Here is a 14,615-nt window from a genome sequence, read left to right on the forward strand (position 1 = left end):
GACAACCAACCTGGGGAATGACGTGAACGAGATTGACAGCAAGGTGTGGAATCGGGCGTTGGGGCAGTACGTCGTGGCGTCCGAGCCGGCGCGCCGGCGCGCACCGGCGATGGCGGCGCTGGCCGCGGCGCTGACGGTCGCCTTCGGTGCCGTGGCCGCCGAGGCGCCCGCCGAGGTCGCGGCGGCGCCGGCGCAGGAGGATGCCGGCCCGGCCGCGGTGCCGCCGGAAGCCTGGTTCCAGGCCCGCGGCAGCGAGGACGGCGAGGACGACGTCGGCGCCTGGGCCGAGGGCGAATACGCCACGGCCGCCGGCGAGGCCAGCAACGCCATCGGCTACGGCACCTCGGCCTTCGGCGCCGGCGCCAGCGCGTTCGGGGTCTACGGCACCGCCGTCGGCTACGGGGCGAGCGCGTTCGGCAGCAACGCCACCGCGCTCGGCAACGCCGCCGCCGCCACCGCCGACGGCACGCTCGCCATCGGCGGCAAGGCCGCCGACGAGAACGGCGACCCGCTGTTCCGCCGGGTGGACTTCTTCGGCGAGACCATCGAGTTCCTGGGCGGCGAGGCGACCATCGCCAGCGGCACCGGCGCCACCGCGATCGGCGCCAGCGCCCAGGCCACCGGCGTGCTGGCGAGTTCCGCCGGCCTGTACGCGCGCGCGCTGGGCGAGCAGGCCACCGCGATGGGCGCAATTTCCCTGGCCGAGGCCGATTTCAGCACCGCCTACGGCGTGCAGGCGCAGGCGACCGGCATCGCCTCGATGGCGATCGGCGTGGAAACGCGCGCCACCGCTGCGGAGGGCGTCGCGGTCGGCGGCATGTATTCGATCGGCGGCAGCTACGTGAAGACCGAGGCCAATGGCCAGAGCTCGACCGCGCTGGGCGTCGGCGCCCAGGCCAATGGCCTGCGCTCGGTCTCGCTGGGCGCGACCGCCTATTCCTACGGCGACGACTCCATCGCCGTCGGCCGCAACGCGACCACCCACGGCCATTACGCGCTCGCGCTGGGCTACATGGCGCAGGGCAGCTACGACGGCAACATCGCCATCGGCCAGAACGCGATGGCGAGCGCCCAGGGCGGCACGATCATCGGCGCCAACGCGCGGACGCATTATCTGGGGCATCGCGCCACCCTGGTCGGCGCGAACACGTATGCGGAGGGTGTCGTCGATGGCACCGCGATCGGCCACAACGCCCGCGTAGGCGTCTACCTGCCGCCGGAGAACTGGTGGGAGAACGGCACCTTCGTCGGCGCCAACAGCGTCGCGCTGGGCGCCAACTCCTACGCCGACCGCGACAACGTGGTCTCGATCGGCGACGCCACCACCGGCCTGACCCGGCAGATCGCCAACGTCGCCGCCGGCACTGAGTCCACCGACGCGGTCAACGTCGCGCAGCTCGACGAGGTGAGCGGTGCGGTAGACGCGCTGGCCGGACAGGCGGCGCTGTACGACGGCGCCGACAAGTCGCGGCTCACCCTGGCCGGGGCCGAAGGCACGGTGCTGTCGAACGTGGCCGCCGGCACCGCCGACACCGACGCGGTGAACCTGGCGCAGCTGAAGGCGGTGAGCGGCTCGGTGGGCGAGCTGGCGGCCAATGCGGTGACCTACGACAGCCAGGACAAGGCCGCGCTGACCCTGGCCGGGGCCGAGGGTACGGTGCTGGGCAACGTGGCCGCGGGCACGGTGGGGGCCGGCAGCCGGCAGGCGGTCAACGGCACCCAGTTGCACGCGGGCCTGCAGTCGGCCGCGGACGCACTGGGCGGCGGCGCGGCGGTGACCGCGTTCGGGACGCTGTCGGCGCCGTCCTATGCGATTCAGGGCGGCACCTATCGCGACGTCGGCGCCGCGCTGGGCGCGCTGGACGCGCAGATCGGGCGGCTGGACCGGCGCATCGACGCGCTGGCCACGCACGGCGGCGGCGGCAACGACAAGGTGAGCGTGGGCGGCGACACCGCCTCCGGGATCGGCGAGGGGACCAATGCGGTGGCGGTCGGTTCCGGCGCGCAGGCCAACGGCGACAACGGCGTGGCGGTGGGCGGCGGCGCGTACGCGCACGGTGCGAACGACGTGGCGCTGGGCGGCAACGCCCGGGTGGAGGCCGACGGCAGTACCGCGGTGGGCGCCAACAGCGCGATCGCCGCGGACGCGACGAACGCGGTCGCATTGGGCGAGGGGGCCAGCGTGAGCGCGGCCTCGGGCACGGCGCTGGGCCAGGGCGCGAGCGCGACGGCGGACAACGCGGTGGCGCTGGGCCGGGGTTCGGTGGCCGACCGCGCGGACACGGTGTCGGTGGGCAGCGCCGGCAACGAGCGCCAGATCGCCAACGTGGCGGCGGGCACGGCGGACACCGATGCGGCCAACGTGGGCCAGCTCAACGCCGGCGTGGCCGATGCCAAGGCCTATGCCGACACCACCGCCACCCAGGCGGTGACCACCGCGAACGCCTATACCGATGCCCAGTTCGATGCCCTCAGCGACAGCTTCGACGGCCTGCGCCGGGAGGTCGACGAGCGTTTCCAGCATCTGGATCGCCGCTTCGACCGCATGGCGGCGATGAGCGGCGCCTATGCGGGTATGGCGATGAACACCGCCGGCCTGCCGGGCCGCAACCGGGTCGGCGTCGGCGTCGGTACACAGGGCGGCGAGGAGGCGCTGGCGGTCGGCTACCAGCGCGCGATCGGCCAGCGCGCCAGCGTGTCCTTCGGCGGCGCGATCTCCGGCGGCGAGAAGAGCGTGATGGGCGGCGCCGGCTTCAGCTGGTGACCGGCGTCCACGGGTCTGCACACCATCATCCAATCGGGAACTCATCAATGAACACGAACAAGACTCTGGGCCTCGCCGCCGGCGCGGTCCTCGCCATGGCCATCTCGCAGTCGCTGTGGGCCGCGCAACCGGTGGGGCAAGGCGTGGTCGAGGCGCCGGCCGCGACCGCGCAGGCGGCCACCCAACTGATCGTCAAGTACCGCAACCCGGCCGCGCGCGGGGTTTCGGTGAGCGCCGCGGCGGATCGTGCCGGCGTGGTCGAGCGCGGCCGGGCCGGCATCGCCGGCGCGCGCCCGCTGACCGCGCAGGCGGTGCGGCGCGGCGCGACCGGCGCCGACGTCGTGCGGCTGTCGCGCCGGCTCGACGAGGCCGAACTTGGCCGTCTGCTGGCCGAGCTGCGCCGCGATCCGGCCGTCGAGTACGCCGAGGCGGACCGCATCATGCATCCGGTCGGCCTGCTGACCCGCCCCGCCACGGACGCCGCGCCCGCCGCGACGGTGCCCGACGACCCGCTCTACGCCGACTACCAGTGGCACCTGCACGGCGAGCCTGGCGGCATCCGCGCGCCGGCTGCGTGGGAATCCTCTACCGGTGCCGGCACCGTGGTCGCGGTGATCGACACCGGCATCCTGCCCGAGCACCCCGATTTGCAGGACGGCGACCACCTGCTGCCGGGCTACGACTTCATCAGCAGCACCTTCCATTCGCGGCGCGCGACCGACGAGCGCGTGCCGGGTGCGCTCGACTACGGCGACTGGCGCGAGGCTACGAACGAGTGCGGCCTGCCCGCCGCGCCCAGCTCCTGGCACGGCAGCCACGTCGCCGGCACCGTGGGCCAGCTCACCCACAACGCGCTGGGTGCGGCCGGCGTCGCCTACGACGCGCAGGTCCTGCCGGTGCGCGTGCTCGGCTACTGCGGCGGGCAGATGTCCGACATCGCCGATGCCGTCGTCTGGGCGTCCGGCGGCAGCGTCGAGGGCGTGCCGGACAACACGCACCCGGCCGAGGTCATCAACCTCAGCCTGGGCGGCAGCGGCGCCTGCAGTGCGACCATGCAGAACGCGATCGACACCGCCGTGGCCAACGGCAGCACCGTGGTGGTGGCTGCCGGCAACAGCGCCGCCAACACCCGCAACTTCACCCCGGCCAACTGCGCCAACGTCATCACCGTGGGTGCCACGCGCATCACCGGCGGCATCGCCTACTACTCCAACTTCGGCACGGAGGTGGACCTCTCCGGCCCCGGCGGCGGCGGCGACGAGGACCCGGGCAACGATGGCTGGGACGGCTACGTGGTCCAGGCCGGCTACAGCGGCGAGACCGTGCCCAGCGGCGGCGAGTACGTCAACACCGGCAAGGCCGGCACCTCGATGGCGGCGCCGCACGTGGCCGCGACCGTGGCGCTGGTGCAGAGCGCGCTGGCCGCGGCCGGCAAGCCGGTGCTGAGCCCGACCGACATGGAGGCGCTGCTCAAGCGCACCTCGCGCCCGTTCCCGGTCCCGCCATCGAGCACCCGGCCGATCGGCACCGGCATCGTCGATGCGAGCCTGGCGCTGGCCAAGGCGCTGGAGGAGCCCTGCGATCCCGCGGTGGAGGACTGCACGCCGGTCGCGTTGCCGCTGGCCAACGGCGTCGCCCGCACCGGCCTGGCCGACGGCGAGGCGCGCGAGTCGCTGTACGCGTTCGAGGCACAGGCCGGCGCGACGCTGTCGATCCTCACCCTGGCCGGCACCGGCAACGTCCGCATCTACGTCAAGCGCGACGGCGAGCCGACCGAGAGCGACTACGACGCCCGCTCCGTGCGCGCCGGCACCGCGCACACGGTGCGCTTCACCGCGCCGCAGGCCGGCACCTACTACATCAAGTTGGTCGGCGGCGCGCGCGGCTACAGCGGGGTGACGCTGATCGGGCGGCAGTAGACGGCCGCAAGCGCCGCGGCGGCCGGCTCCGCCGCGGCGCCATGCCGGCCTCCTCGATCGGGGAACGGTATGGCTCGAACTCGATGACTCGCCTTGTACACCGCCTGCCGCCGTCGGCGCGGGCTCATCCCGAGCCCCGAACGCGCCCGCCCAGGTTCTCCTGCGCGCTAAGAAACGCGATCGGGGCGGCCGATCTGCGACGATCGGTCGCACCCATGCCCGGCACGGCTGCGCTAGGCTGGCGGGCTCGCGCCGCGCGCTTCCAGCCGGTGCATCGACCTCGGAACAGGGACCGCCCATGTACGCACATCGCCTTCTTCCCGTCGCCTGCCTGGGCCTTTGGCTCGCGGCCTGCTCGCCGGCGCCGGCACCGCCTGCGGCGGGCGGTGCCGCCGAGGCGACGGCGGACATCGCGATCGAGGACGCCTGGGTCCGTTCGCCGCCGCCGGGCGCGCAGGTCGCCGCCGGCTATCTCGTGCTGCGCAACCCGGGCAGCGAGGCGGATCGCCTGCTCGCCGCCCGTTCGCCGGGCGCCGAGCGGGTGGAGATCCACGAGGTGCGCCAGGAGGATGGGATGATGCGGATGCGCGAGCTGGCCGATGGCGTGCCGGTGCCGCCCGGCGGCGAGGTGCGGCTGGAGCCCGGCGGGCTGCACCTGATGCTGATGAAGCCGATCGCCGGCCTGGCCGAGGCCGGCATGGTGGACGTGGCGCTCGTGTTCGAGCGCGCGGGCGAACGCCGCGTCTCGTTCGAGATCCGCCGCCCGGACGGTTCGGCCGCCGGGCACGAACATGGCCACGCGCCGGCCGGCGGGCACGAGGCGCACTGACCGGCTGGCCGGTGGCGCCGGCGCTGGTCCTGTTCTTGCAAGCGGACCCATCTGGTCCCTTCTCCCGCAAGCGGGGCCATATCGCTCCTTCTCCCGCAAGCGGGTACACGTCGTCCCTTCTCCCGCAAGCGGGAGAAGGTGGCGCGCAGCGCCGGATGAGGGTCGCTTTGGGCGCCTGCGGCGTGCCCCCATCCGCCTTCGGCACCTTCCCCCGCTTGCGGGGGAAGGCAAAAACAGGATGCCCCCCGCTTGCGGGGGAAGGGAAAAACAGAGCGCTTCCCGCTTGCGGGGGAAGGGAAAGACAAGATGGCCCCCGCTTTGCGGGGGCGGGGCGGCGTTCGCGCGCTGGTTGCCGATCCCGCCTAGAACGCCGGCAGCACCGCGTCCTTGTAGCGCTCCTGGATGAAGTCGCGCACCTGCGGGCTGGTCAGCGCGGCGATCAGCTTCTGCACGCGCGGATCGTCGCGCTTGTCCGGCAGGCCGACCAGGAAGTTCACGTAGGGCGAGTCCTTGTCCTCGATCGCCAGCGCGTCGCGGCCCGGGTCGAGCCCGGCGTCGAGCGCGTAGTTGGTGTTGATCAGCGCCAGGTCCACCTGGTCGAGCACGCGCGGCAGCATGGCCGAATCCAGCTCGCGGAAGCGCAGCTTGCGCGGGTTGGCCACGATGTCGCGCTGCGTGGCCATGGCGTTGGCGGGATCGGCCAGGGCGATCACGCCGCTGTGGTGCAGCAGGATCAGCGCGCGCGAGTTGTTGCTCGGGTCGTTCGGGATCGCCACCTCGGCGCCCTCGGGCACCGCGTCGAGGCTGTCGTAGCGGCGCGAGTAGGCGCCGAAGGGCTCGATGTGGATGCCGGCCAGGGTCACCAGCTGCGTGCCGCGGTCGGCGTTGTAGGCGTCGAGGTAGGGTTCGGTCTGGAAATAGTTGACGTCGATCTGGCCCTGCACCACCTGGTCGTTGGGCTGCACGTAGTCGTTGAAGACCCGCACGTCCAGGGCCAGGCCCTGTTCGGCCAGCAGCGGCTTGGCCACTTCCAGGATCTCGGCGTGGGGCACTGCGGTGGCGGCCACGCTCAGGCGTTCGCCGTCCGCGCCGTCGCCGGCGCCGCCGCAACCGGCAAGGGCCCCGAGCAGCAGGACCAGGGGGGCGAGGCGGGACAGCGACAGGGTCATGGCGGATTCCGGCGGGGGACGGGCGGCCAGTATCGGGCCGGTCGCCCGCGGATCGACCCCATGCGTGGAAAACAGTGTGCAGCCGCGGCAGCGGCCGCCGGGCGCCTCAGCGGCGGTTGAAGCGCGCCACCAGCCGGTCGCCGAGCATCTGCAGCGCCTGCACCATGATCAGCAGTGCGACCACGGTCACCACCGCGATATCGGTGCGCGAGCGCAGGTAGCCGTCGCGATAGGCCAGGTCGCCCAGGCCGCCGGAACCGATCGCGCCGCCCATCGCGGTGAAGCCGATCAGCGCGATCGTGGTGACCGTGGCGCCGGCGATCAGGCCCGGCAGGGCCTCGGGCAGCAGGACCCGCAGCACCAGCTGCCGGGTGGTCGCGCCCATCGCCAGGCTGGCCTCGATCACCCCGCGCTCCACCTCCCGCAACGAGGTCTCCACCAGCCGCGCGTAGAACGGCGCCGCGCCCACCACCAGCGGCAGGATCGTGCCGCGCACGCCCAGCGACTTGCCCATCAGCTTCAGCGTCACCGGGATCAGCACGATCATCAGGATGATGAACGGCACCGAGCGCAGCAGGTTCACCACCACCGACAGCGCTCTGTACAGCGCCGGCCGCGCGTGCAGCTGGCGCGGGCCGGTGAGGAACAGCAGCACGCCCAGCGGCAGCCCGACCAGCAGGGTCACCGGCAGCGCGGCGCCGATCATGAGCAGGGTGTCGACGGTGGCCTTGCCGATTTCCACCCACTTGTCGGCATCGAGGTTCGGAAACCACGCGGCGAACGGACCGGCGCTCATCGCGGCAGCGCCTCGACATGCACGCCGGATTCGGCGAAGCGGGCGATGGCCTCGTCGGCGCGCTCGCCGACCACGGCCAGGGTCAGCTGGCCGTAGGGCAGGCGCTTGATGCGGTCGATGCGCCCGGCCAGGATCGTGTAGTCGATGCCGGTCTCGCGCGCCACCCGGCCCAGCAGCGGCTGGTAGGTCTCCGCGCCGGTGAAGGTCAGCCGCAGCAGGCGGCCCTCGACGTGGGCGAAGTCCTCGTGCAGCACGCCCTCGTCGGTGGCCTCGGACTCGGCCACGAAGCGGCGGGTGGTGGCGTGGCGGGGGTGCAGGAACACCTCCGACACCGGGCCGCTTTCGACCAGGTGGCCGGCGTCGAGCACGGCCACCCGGTCGCAGACGCGGCGGATGACGTCCATCTCGTGGGTGATCAGCACGATGGTCAGGCCGAGCTCGCGGTTGATGCCGTCGAGCAGCTGCAGCACCGAGGCGGTGGTCTGCGGATCGAGCGCGCTGGTGGCCTCGTCGCAGAGCAGGATCTTCGGATCCGTCGCCAGCGCGCGGGCCACGCCCACGCGCTGCTTCTGCCCCCCCGACAGCTGCGCCGGGTACTTGTCGCGGTGCGCCTCCAGGCCGACCCGCGCCAGCAGCGCCTCGGCGCGCGCGCGCGCCTGCGCCTTCGGCGTGCCGGCCAGCAGCAGCGGGAAGGCGATGTTGTCCAGCACGGTCTTGGCCGAGAGCAGGTTGAAGTGCTGGAAGATCATGCCCACGCGCCGGCGCAGGCGCCGCAGGCCGTCGGCGTCGAGCGCGTCCAGCCGCTCGCCGTCCACCGTCAGGGTGCCGCCGCTGGGCGTCTCCAGGCCGTTGATCAGCCGCAGCAGGGTGGACTTGCCGGCGCCGGAATGGCCGACGATGCCGAACACCTCGCCGGCGCGGATCTCCAGGTCGAGCGGGTGCAGCGCGACGACCTCGCGCCCGGCCACCGGGTAGGACTTGTGGATGCGCTCGAACCGGATCACGGACCGCTTTCGCCAGACGCCAGGAGCGCGCAGCCTAGCAGGCGCGGCCGCACGCGGCGACGGTGCGGCGCGCAACGCCGTGTCGCGCCGCGGCGGTGCGCCGGGCCGCGGGCCCTAGGAGCCTGGGCGGCAGAAGCCGTCCGGGCTGCACGGCGCGCTGAGCGGTCCATTTCCGCGCCGCTTCTTGGCCTGTAGGGCCCGCTACAGGCCGGCGAAGCGGCACGAAACTGGCCTCGCCCAGCGCGCCGTTCGCCTCGAACGTTTCTACCGCCCAGGCTCCTAGCCGGGCGCCGACGCCAGCGGCGGCACCGGCGTCGGCTGGCCGTCGGCGTCGAGCGCGATCATCACGAAATGCCCGCGGGTGCACAGCTCGCGCTCGCCGCTGAGCAGGTCCTCGGCGACCAGTTCCACCTCCACCTGCATCGAGGTCCGCCCCACCGCCGCGACCCGCGCGATGGTCTCCACCAGCTGGCCCTGGCGGATCGGCAGCTTGAAGTCCACCTGCTCGGACCGCGCGGTGACCACCGTCCGGCGCGCGTAGCGCGAGGCGGCGATGAACGCGGCCTTGTCCATCCAGGCCAGCGCGGTGCCGCCGAACAGGGTGCCCAGGTGGTTGGTGTGGTCGGGAAAGACGATTTCCAGCATCCGGGCCTCGGTGCTGGGCGGGTCGGCGATGGGGGTCATGCGAGGGCCTTCGGAGCGGCAGGGCAACGGCGCGCGCGGGGCGCGCCGGCTGGGGAAACGGCGGGGGCGGGCGCTAGAAGTGGGCCGCGACCGCCTGCGCGATCTGCGGCGGCGACTGGAAGCCCGGCAGCCGCGCGGCCTCGGCGCCGTCGCGGAACAGCGCCAGCGTCGGGGTCTGCCGCAGGCCCAGCCCGCGGAAGAAGTCCTCGCCCACGGTCTCCAGCTTCACCTTCAGCAGCGCCAGGCCCTCGGCGCCGGGATCGGCGGCGAACTTCTGCAGCGACATGTCCAGCATCCTGCAGCCGGGGCAGTCGTCCTTGTAGTAGTCCACCAGCAGGCGCGGGTGCTCGCGCAGGGCGGCGGCGTACTCGTCAGGCGATGAAGCGTGCAGGATCTGCATGGGGCATGTTCTCGGTGCAATTCAAGACGTGATCGGTCCAGCGCTGGATCTTCAGCGCGTCGCGCTCGCCGTGCGGCATCTGCTCGATCTCCAGCCGCGGATAGCCGCTGCCGAAGAACGCCGCCATGCGCCGCACCGCGCCGCAGTAGTACTCCTCGCCCCACTGCGTCTCGCCGGTGCCGAACACGGCCAGGCGCTCGGGCTTGCCCACCGCTTCCACCAGATCGGCGATGAAGCGCTTCATCTCCGGCGGGGTGCGCCCGGCGTTGTCGGTCCAGGCGCCGAGCAGGTAGAGATCGTGCGCCGGGCGGTCGGTCGCATCGGCCAACGTCTGCACGTCGGCCTCGATCCAGGTCACCGAATGCCCGGCCGCCTCGCAGCGCGCGCGGATCATGCGCGCGACGTCGCGCGTATTGCCGCTGAGCGAGGCGAAGGCGATGAGGATGCGCATTGGAGCGAGGGTGCGAGCTGCTGGGGTCGGAGCCGTCGTTCGATCCGGGGCGCCGGACGCCTGGGGGCGCGTCGGCCCGGGAAAACGACGCCGACCCCGTTTCGGGTTCCGCTACAGGTCGTCGAAGCCGTTGTCGACGTTGGTCTTCTTGTACGACGCGTTGCGCATCTCGAAGAAGTCGGTCTTGGTCTCGGTGAAGTTGTCGGCGTAGGCCTTGATCCACGGCATCACGTTGTCGGTGGTCTCGGTGTACAGCTTCTCGATGCCGAGCATGCCGGCCATCTTGTTGGCGCGGTACTTCACGTAGCGGATCATCTCGTCGACGTCGATGCCGTCGATGCCGTCGAGCACCTCGCCGGTCCACTGGGTCTCCAGCTCGATGGCGTGCTCGAAGGCCTTGTGCACGTAGTCGGTCAGCTCGTCGGTCTGCAGCTCCGGGTTCTCGCCGACGATGGCGCGGATCACCTCGCTGATGAACTTGGTGTGGGCCAGTTCGTCGCGGTTGATGAAGCTGATGATCTTGCCGGTGCCGGTCATCCGGTTCTGGCGGACCAGGTTGTAGAAGTAGGCGAAGCCCGAGTAGAAGTTGATGCCCTCCAGGATCGAGGACTGGATCAGCGAGCGCAGCAGGGTCTCGGCGGTCTTCTCGCGCATGAAGTCGTCGTAGGACGACATGATCGGCGCGTTGCGCTTGAGGATCGTCGGGTGGGTGCGGGCGATCTCGAACACGCGGTTCTGGTTGGACAGGTCGGTGATCGAGGCCAGCACGTAGCTGTAGCTCTCGTTGTGGATGACCTCCTGCTGGCCGATGATCGCGGCGTTGGCGTGCGCGGCCGGGTCGGTGATGTACTCGGCGACGTTGTAGATGAAGCGCGTCTGCGGCGAGTCCAGCGTGGCCAGCAGGCCGATGATCGAGTCGTAGGCGTTCTTCTCGCGCGCCGACAGCTCGCCGTACTGCTTGGCGTCGCCCTTCATGTCGACCTCGTCCGGGATCCAGAAGTTGGTCGAGAGTTCCTTGTAGGCGCGGTAGAACGACGGGTACGGAATGTCGTTCCAGTTGAGGATGCCGGAGGTCTTGCCGTTGATGATGCCGGTCGAGCGGTTGGGGTGGCGCGGCTCGAGGATCTTGATGCGATCCAGCGGCGTGGACGTCAGCGGAGCGGTAGCGGACATGGATGCTTTCTCGTGTTTCTTCGTTGCGCGACGGATCACGCTGGAGGAAAGCCCCCCTGAGTCAGGGGGGCGCGCCGAAGGCGCGGGGGTATGGGGGTTGGTGATGCAGGGTCCACGGTTCGCGTCGCGAACCGTGGAAGCGAAAGCGCGAATGCGCTTTAGCTGCTACACCACTCGCACTCGGCGATGTCGATGTCGTTGGAGCGCACGTAGTAGGTGGTCTTCAGCCCCTCCTTCCACGCGGTCATGTGCAGGTCGAGCAGGGTGCTGGCGCGGATGGTGCTGGGCACGTAGAAGTTGAAGCTGATCGACTGGTCGACGTGGCGCTGGCGGCGCGCGTTCTGGCGCACGCTCGCGAACTGGTCGACCTTGTAGGCGCCCTTCTCGTAGTAGGGCCAGGTCTCCAGCGACAGGCCGGGGGCGGCCACCGGGCGCCGGTAGTCCTTCTTCTCCTCGTAGTAGAACGCCGAGTAGATCGGATCGATCGAGGCGGTGGAGCCCGCGATCTGCGCGGTGGACATGTTCGGCGCCACCGCCACCAGCCAGCCGTTGCGCATGCCGTTGACGCCGACCTGCGCGGCCAGGTCCAGCCATGCCGGCGAGTTGTAGTCGCGGTCGCGGAAATAGGCGCCGGTGTGCCAGTCGCTGCCGGCGAACGCCGGGTAGGCGCCCTTCTCCTTGGCCAGCGCCATGCTCGCCTGGATGGTCAGGTAGTTGATGCGCTCGTACAGCTCGTCGCTGTAGTCCTCGGCGTCCTTGGAGTTCCAGTGGATGCCCTTCTGCGCCAGCAGGTGGTGCCAGCCGAACGTGCCCAGGCCGATCGCGCGGTACTTCTGGTTGGTGATCGTGGCCTGCGGCACCGGCAGCTGGTTGAGATCGATCACGTTGTCGAGCATCCGCACCTGGATCGGGATCAGGCGCTCGAGCACGTCGGTGATCAGGTCGCCCTGGTCGGGCTGCGGCAGCACCGCGCGGCCGAGGTTGATCGACGACAGGTTGCAGACCACGAAATCGCCAGCCTGCTTGGTGGTCACGATCTGGTTGCCGGAGATGATCTCCTGCATGAGCCGGGTCGGGCTCATGTTCTGCAGGATCTCGGTGCACAGGTTGGACGAGTACACCATGCCGGCGTGCTTGTTCGGGTTCTTCCGGTTGACCTCGTCGCGGTAGAACATGAACGGGTTGCCGGTCTCGAGCTGCGACACCATGATCCGCTTGAAGATGTCGATCGCCTTGACCGTCTTGCGGCTGATCCGCTCGTCGGCGACCACTTCCTCGTACTTCTTGCGGAAGGTGCCGTCGCCGCGCTTCTCGTCGTAGAAATCCTGCAGGTACCAGCCCTTGATCCGCTTCACTTCGTGCGGGTCGAACAGGTACCAGTCGCCGCGGCGCTCGACGGCCTCCATGAACAGGTCGGGGATGCACACCGAGGTGAACACGTCGTGCGCGCGCAGGCGCTGGTCGCCGTTGTTCAGGCGCAGGTCCAGGAACGCCTCGATGTCGCGGTGCCAGATGTCGAGATACACCGCGACCGCGCCCTTGCGCTGGCCGAGCTGGTCCACCGACACCGCGGTGTTGTTGAGCTGCTTGATCCACGGCACCACGCCGCCCGAGGAGTTGGGCACGCCGCGGATCGCCGAGCCGGAGGAGCGCACGTAGCCCATGTAGGCGCCGACGCCGCCGCCGCCCTTGGAGACGCGGGCGATGTCGGTGTTGGAGTCGTAGATGCCCTGCAGCGAGTCGTCGACGGTGTCGATGAAGCACGACGACAGCTGGCCGCCGATCTTGCCGGCGTTCTGCAGCGTCGGCGTGGCGACGGTCATGTACAGGTTGGACAGCGCCCAGTAGGCCTCGCCGACCAGCTGCATGCGGCGCTCGCGCGGCGACTCGTTCTGCATCAGGTACAGCGCGATCGTCAGCCAGCGCTCCTGCGGCAGCTCGTACACCGCGCGGCTGGTGTCGGTGGCCAGGTAGCGGGTGGCCAGCAGGTACAGGCCGTTGTAGGCGAACAGCTTGTCGCGCTCCGGGTCGATCATGCGCCCGGCTTCCTGCAGCTCCTCCTTGGAATAGGCGCGCAGGATGTCGTTGGAGTAGACGTTGCGGTCGGCCAGGCTCTCCTGCAGGCCGACGTAGGAGCCGTACTTCTGCTCGGCGTCGTAGAAGCGGTTGCGGCTGGCGCGCTTGTACAGGCGGTGCAGGTACAGCCGCGCGGCGAACATCTCCCACTCGGGCGCGGCCACGTCCACGCGGGCCTCGGCCTCGCGGATCAGGTGGTCGACCAGATCGTCGGCGTTGACCGACTCCTTGCGCTCGACGAAGCCGAACACGCTGCGCTTGTAGTCGGCGATGTCGAGCTGCGGGAACTCGGCGTGCACGCGGTCGATGCTGCGCTCCAGGCGCGCGCGGTCGTAGGGCATGCGGCGGTTGCCGGCTTCCTTGGTGATCCAGGTGGAGACCGTGGCCGGATCGGGGCCCTCGTGCGTGCGCGCGCGCGCCTGCGGCGGCGCGGGCACGGCGTCGTCGGCGTCGAGGGCGCCGTCGGTGCGTGCGGCCGCCGGCGTGGGGGATGCGGCGTCGGCCTGGGCGCCGAGGGCGGCGGTCGGGGCGGCGAGGGTGTCTTGGGTGTTCATGCGTCCTCCAGAGCGTTGGCACGCTGTCGCCCTGTCCTGGGGCGGCAGCCGGCGGCGGGAGCGGGCGGGAGACGCGGCGTCGCCGGCGACGCGGCGGCCGGGGCCCCCGCGCGATGCGTCGCCAGCCATCTCCTCCCGGAGATCCTTCGGCCGGCACCGCGCGTCGTGCTTCGCGCGGCCGTCGGAGGGCTGCGGACTCGCGGGCCGGGAGGCTTCCCGGTGGCGCCGGCGCCCGGGCCGGCGCGAACCGGGTCCCGGAACGGCGGGCCGTTCCCTCTTACCGCTGGGCAGTGCCGGAGTGGCCGTGGGGGGGCGTCACCGGGCTTCCCTCATGATCCGGCGTGGTGGCCGCCGGATCCGACAAACACAACATAGTGGGGTCGGCGCGAACCGTCAATCGAAAATGTTGTGGATAAGCTGGGGGCAGTCGCCCGCCCGTCGGAGACCGCGCAGTGGCGCGGCGAGCGCCCGGATCGGCCGCGGAACCGGGTGTCGGGGCCGTCTCCTGGCCGCTGAGACGGCGTGCCGGACGGAAGCGGCCGGAAGCGCAGGATGGCTGCGGTCGCGTGAACCTCACCCGCCCGGCGGGGGGGCTGGCCGCCGCGTCGGCACCTCGGCCCTGCCCGCTGCCCGCGCCCCTGGTGATCGGGGTCGACCGCGGGAAGGGCGGGCCGGGCGGGGGCGGGCCGCCGGACGGTGCGCTGGGCGGACGGGGCGTGGGCTGCCGGGCGTGCGCTCAGTGCTGCATCGATGGCGGCTGTTGCGGCGGCATCGAGTGCGGCTGGGCGTGCGGCCC

11 protein-coding genes are annotated in these 14,615 nt (G+C 71.4%); 3 read left to right on the forward strand and 8 right to left on the reverse strand.

Going from position 1 to position 14,615, the window contains the following annotated elements; translation table 11 throughout:
- Positions 1-22: 22 nt before the first annotated feature.
- The 3 genes from Z164_RS0118415 to Z164_RS21020 all read left to right on the forward strand — a co-directional run bounded on the left by Z164_RS0118415 (position 23) and on the right by Z164_RS21020 (position 5,512).
- Positions 23-2,764 carry a YadA-like family protein gene (locus Z164_RS0118415; RefSeq protein WP_152541053.1) on the forward strand — a complete coding sequence of 914 codons (2,742 nt, stop codon included), beginning with the start codon at positions 23-25 and terminating at the stop codon, positions 2,762-2,764.
- Positions 2,765-2,811: 47 nt separating this feature from the next.
- Positions 2,812-4,683, forward strand: coding sequence for a S8 family peptidase (locus Z164_RS0118420; protein ID WP_024892145.1), 1,872 nt, complete (start codon positions 2,812-2,814; stop codon positions 4,681-4,683).
- A 298-nt stretch (positions 4,684-4,981) separates the two neighbouring features.
- A complete protein-coding gene (locus Z164_RS21020) occupies positions 4,982-5,512 on the forward strand; it encodes a copper chaperone PCu(A)C (RefSeq protein ID WP_024892146.1) in 531 nt (176 codons plus the stop codon).
- A 362-nt stretch (positions 5,513-5,874) separates the two neighbouring features.
- Here Z164_RS21020 and Z164_RS0118430 read toward each other — a convergent pair whose 3' ends face one another.
- The 8 genes from Z164_RS0118430 to Z164_RS0118465 form a co-directional block, all read right to left on the reverse strand.
- Entirely contained in the window at positions 5,875-6,681 is an 807-nt protein-coding gene (locus tag Z164_RS0118430; RefSeq protein ID WP_024892147.1) for a MetQ/NlpA family ABC transporter substrate-binding protein, read from the reverse strand.
- Positions 6,682-6,787: 106 nt separating this feature from the next.
- Positions 6,788-7,477, reverse strand: coding sequence for a methionine ABC transporter permease (locus Z164_RS0118435; RefSeq protein ID WP_024892148.1), 690 nt, complete (start codon positions 7,475-7,477; stop codon positions 6,788-6,790).
- Entirely contained in the window at positions 7,474-8,481 is a 1,008-nt protein-coding gene (locus tag Z164_RS0118440; RefSeq protein WP_024892149.1) for a methionine ABC transporter ATP-binding protein, read from the reverse strand. The genes Z164_RS0118435 and Z164_RS0118440 overlap by 4 nt, the downstream gene beginning before the upstream one ends.
- A 279-nt stretch (positions 8,482-8,760) precedes the next feature.
- The gene (locus Z164_RS0118445) at positions 8,761-9,165 is read right to left on the reverse strand and encodes an acyl-CoA thioesterase (protein ID WP_024892150.1); all 405 of its coding nucleotides are present in this window, start codon (positions 9,163-9,165) and stop codon (positions 8,761-8,763) included.
- Between the two features lie 73 nt (positions 9,166-9,238).
- Positions 9,239-9,565 (reverse strand): thioredoxin family protein, encoded by a 327-nt coding sequence (locus tag Z164_RS0118450; RefSeq protein ID WP_024892151.1) that lies wholly within the window; start codon positions 9,563-9,565, stop codon positions 9,239-9,241.
- Complete coding sequence (locus Z164_RS0118455; RefSeq protein WP_024892152.1) at positions 9,537-10,016, reverse strand: flavodoxin; 480 nt, start codon at positions 10,014-10,016, stop codon at positions 9,537-9,539. The genes Z164_RS0118450 and Z164_RS0118455 overlap by 29 nt, the downstream gene beginning before the upstream one ends.
- A 111-nt stretch (positions 10,017-10,127) precedes the next feature.
- A complete protein-coding gene (locus Z164_RS0118460; RefSeq protein ID WP_024892153.1) occupies positions 10,128-11,171 on the reverse strand; it encodes a ribonucleotide-diphosphate reductase subunit beta in 1,044 nt (347 codons plus the stop codon).
- A 176-nt stretch (positions 11,172-11,347) separates the two neighbouring features.
- Entirely contained in the window at positions 11,348-13,819 is a 2,472-nt protein-coding gene (locus Z164_RS0118465) for a ribonucleoside-diphosphate reductase subunit alpha (RefSeq protein ID WP_024892154.1), read from the reverse strand.
- Between the last annotated feature and the right edge of the window lie 796 nt (positions 13,820-14,615).

It is taken from the genome of Luteimonas huabeiensis HB2, from assembly GCF_000559025.1.
GTDB classification, from domain to species: domain Bacteria; phylum Pseudomonadota; class Gammaproteobacteria; order Xanthomonadales; family Xanthomonadaceae; genus Luteimonas; species Luteimonas huabeiensis.